Below are 3370 nucleotides of genomic sequence, written 5' to 3'. Positions count from 1 at the left end.
GGTATTGTCTATATCGTTGTTTCCGGCAATCCACTGCTGTTCCAATCCTATCCGCTGCAGATGTTCGGCGGCGTCGACAGTTATGGCCTCATCGCCATTCCACTCTTCATCCTGATCGGCGAAATCATGAATGGAGGCGGAATAACCCGGCGCATTGTCGAAATGGCAATGGCGTTCGTGGGCGCATTGCGCGGCGGCTTGGCTTACGTGAACGTGCTCGCCAATATGTTCGTCGCATCAATCCTGGGCTCTGCCACGGCTCAAGTCGCAATCATGTCGCAGATCATGGTGCCCGAGATGGAGCGTCAGGGCTACGATAAGACCTTCGCGGCGGGCCTGACCGCCTATGCCGGAATGCTCGGCCCGATCATTCCCCCGTCGGTGATGTTCGTGGTCTACAGTGTGTTGGCTCAGGTACCGGTCTCTGACATGCTGATCGCCGGCATTATCCCCGGATTGCTGTTGACGGTGCTCTTTTGCACCATCATTGCAGTAATGGGCTTCGTTCACAATTTTCCGGCCGGAGCTCGCATGACACCGCGCGAGCGCGTGATGACTGTGCTTCGCGCGCTGCCGACGCTGTCTATCCCGGTGGTGATTGTTGGCTCCATCCTCACGGGCCTCGCCAATGCCACAGAGGCGGCGGCTGTAGGTGCAATTGCGGCGGCACTGGTTGGCCGCTACTGGACACGCGAGTTCCGCTTCTCCCAGATCCCGGAAATGCTGCTCCGCTCAGGGATCTACTCGGCGATCGTCCTGTTCCTGGTCGCTGCCGCAGCAGTGTTCTCTTGGATTTTGATTTTCGGCAAGGTTCCGCAGGAAGTGGCGGGATGGATCCAGTCAGTTGCGAAGGATCCGGTCACCTTCATGCTGCTGGTGAACGTGATCCTGATTGTTATCGGCACGGTCATCGATGGAGTGCCCGGCCTGATTATGACAGTGCCGATTCTCCTGCCCATCGCGACCGAGGTCTATCATATCGATCCGCGGCACTTTGGGGTCGTTGTTGTCATCAATCTGGTGCTCGGACTTCTCTCACCTCCTGTTGGCCTCTGCTTCTTCGTCGCGGCCGCCGTCACAGGCGCCAAGCCCGGGAAGATGTTCATAGTGACACTGCCCTTCTTCATCGTTGCCTGCCTGATGCTGATCATTCTGTCAGTATGGCCCACCCTCTCGCTTGCCCTCGTCGATTAACCTGAAGAAAGAACGGAGGACTGATCATGACCATTTCCCGCAGACATCTCTTCGCCTTAGCAGCAGGCGCCGCCCTGCCGCTTGCGGCCCCGACGGTGCTTCGCGCTCAAAGCCGTGAGTTCCGCCTTGGTGTCATTACGCCTCCGAACCATCCCTGGAACAACGCTGCCTTGAAGGTTGGCGAGACGCTTAAAGCAGAGACCAACGGTCGCCTCTCGCTCACCGTTTTCCATGCTGGTCAGCTCGGCAACGAGGGCGCCATGATGCAGCAGCTCCAGTCGGGAGCCCTCGACATGGCCTTCATCCAGGCAGCCGAGCTTGGCTCGCGTGTTCCGGCGATTGCAGCCATTAATGCCCCCTACGTGGTGCGCTCCACGGAGGCTGTGGCGAAGCTCGTCCGCCACCCGGTTGCACTCAGTCTATTCGATTATCTTCCCAAAGAGACGGGCACGATTGGCTTGGGCTGGGGCATTACGTCAATTCGGGCAGTGTTCTCGGCCAAGGAAATCTCGTCTATCGCCGACCTGAAGGGCATGAAGCTGCGGATCAATCCGACGCCGGCCTTCCGCGATTTCTATCAGATCCTGGGGGCCGCCCCCACACCGATCCCGACTCCGCAGGTGTTCGACGCAATGGCCAATGGCCAGGTCGACGGTCTTGAGGCAGATCTCGACTTCTCCTGGAACCAGCGCTTTGACCGGGTTTCCAAGACCATCCTTCGGATGAACGCCGTTCACATGCCGATGATAGCGCTGGTCTCCGGCCGGGTCTGGACCACCCTGCCAGCAGCTGATCGTGAGCTGATCTCCAAGGTTACCCGCGCAGCACTCGATGCCGAGATCGACGAGATCGTCGCCAACCAGCCTAGTCTCTTGGAGAACTTCTCAAAACAACCCGTCAAGATCGTCATCTCCGATGTGAAGGACGCGGATCCAGTGATTGCCGAGTACGACAAGATCTGGCTGCCGAAGGCCCCGGTTCTGGCGGAGTTGCGCAAGGTGGGCGCAACGCTCTGAGGCCACTTCACTTCCACTCATCAAGGCGGGCGTTTCGCCCGCCGACGACTTCTAAGTCGCTTTTGTATGCTCTTCGAAGTAGTTGCGGAGCGACTTGCCCACATCTTCAATATGCTTTTTCAGGAGGGCGCAGGCCGCGGAGACTTTGCCACTCTTGCAGAGGCGCACGAGTTCAGCGTGCTCGACTTCGGCGCGCTCCATGCCTCCTGTCAGTGAAAGCTGAAGCCGGGTATGCCTGTCACATTCCTGAAGTAGGCCTCCAACGATTGCCTGCGCACGCGGCTGTCCTGCGTGCTGATACAGCACGTTATGGAACTCCGTGTTCAGCTCACCCCAGCGCCTGACATGCTTGGCACGGAGTTCTGAGCTGTATTCCTGAAGGATCTGACTCAGCCGCTCATAGTCTGCTTCCGTCAGATGTTTAGCGGAGGCTTTGAGGAGGCGTGGTTCTAATAGCGCTCGAAGTTCAAAGAGCTCTTGAACTTCTTCCATAGACAGTTCTGAGACGATTGCGCCGCGATGTGGATGGATCTTGACCAGCCCTTCAGCTTCGAGCTGCATCAGGGCTTCGCGCACCGGGATGCGGCTGACGCCGAACTCTGTAGCCAGTGCATCTTGACGAAGCTGGAAACCAGATTTGAACTCACCATCCACGATCCTGCGCCGCACTTCCTCTGCGACGGCAGAGGCGATGGTCCTATGCTGAAGGGACTTCTGAGCTGGTCTGGCAGGGGGCATAGCTTCCACTGTCGTTAGTTGCAGATCCTATGGAGGAATGGATCTTATGGCTCTGTTGCGGATGGACAAAAGATCAGCTTGACACTAGAGATTTTATACAATCTACGTTGGTAAAGTTCAATGCTGTATTGTAGGAACAGGAGCCTGATGGCCAACGAAATTGACTGGGTGTACATGTCTTCCTCAGTCAAGATCCCGTTCAAGTCGGGCTCCAAGTTCCAGATCGAGGCCATTATGAACAACACCCTCAAGCCACGACCGAAGCTGCCCCGCGCGGACCTCGTACCTACGGTCTAATGAACATGGCAGGGTATGGTGCCCTGCCTATGCGTCCTTGACAGTTATCTCTTGTGAACAGCGAGTGAGGCCATGGCGCGCCACACCTTCTTCTGCATCGACGGCCATACCTGCGGCAACCCGGT

At 57.5% G+C, this 3370-nt stretch carries 4 protein-coding genes; 3 read left to right on the top strand and 1 reads right to left on the bottom strand.

Features of this window, described 5'->3' with window-relative positions; translation table 11 throughout:
* Both JQC81_RS32005 and JQC81_RS32000 read left to right on the top strand, forming a co-directional pair.
* A partial coding sequence (locus tag JQC81_RS32005) for a TRAP transporter large permease (RefSeq protein WP_203275795.1) occupies nt 1-1194 on the top strand: 1194 nt, incomplete at its 5' end.
* A 26-nt stretch (nt 1195-1220) separates the two neighbouring features.
* A complete protein-coding gene (locus JQC81_RS32000) occupies nt 1221-2210 on the top strand; it encodes a TRAP transporter substrate-binding protein (protein WP_203275794.1) in 990 nt (329 codons plus the stop codon).
* A gap of 51 nt (nt 2211-2261) precedes the next feature.
* On the opposite strand, the gene JQC81_RS31995 is transcribed toward JQC81_RS32000, so the two are convergent.
* Entirely contained in the window at nt 2262-2948 is a 687-nt protein-coding gene (locus tag JQC81_RS31995; RefSeq protein ID WP_203275793.1) for a GntR family transcriptional regulator, read from the bottom strand.
* Nucleotides 2949-3095: 147 nt separating this feature from the next.
* Between JQC81_RS31995 and JQC81_RS31990 the strand changes: the two genes are divergently transcribed.
* Nucleotides 3096-3245 carry a hypothetical protein gene (locus JQC81_RS31990; protein WP_203275792.1) on the top strand — a complete coding sequence of 50 codons (150 nt, stop codon included), beginning with the start codon at nt 3096-3098 and terminating at the stop codon, nt 3243-3245.
* The last annotated feature ends 125 nt before the right edge of the window (nt 3246-3370 follow it).

Source organism: Microvirga arabica, assembly GCF_016811235.1.
GTDB classification, from domain to species: domain Bacteria; phylum Pseudomonadota; class Alphaproteobacteria; order Rhizobiales; family Beijerinckiaceae; genus Microvirga; species Microvirga arabica.
Note: the sequence above shows the minus strand (reverse complement) of the source record. Positions and strands in the feature narration are given on the sequence as shown.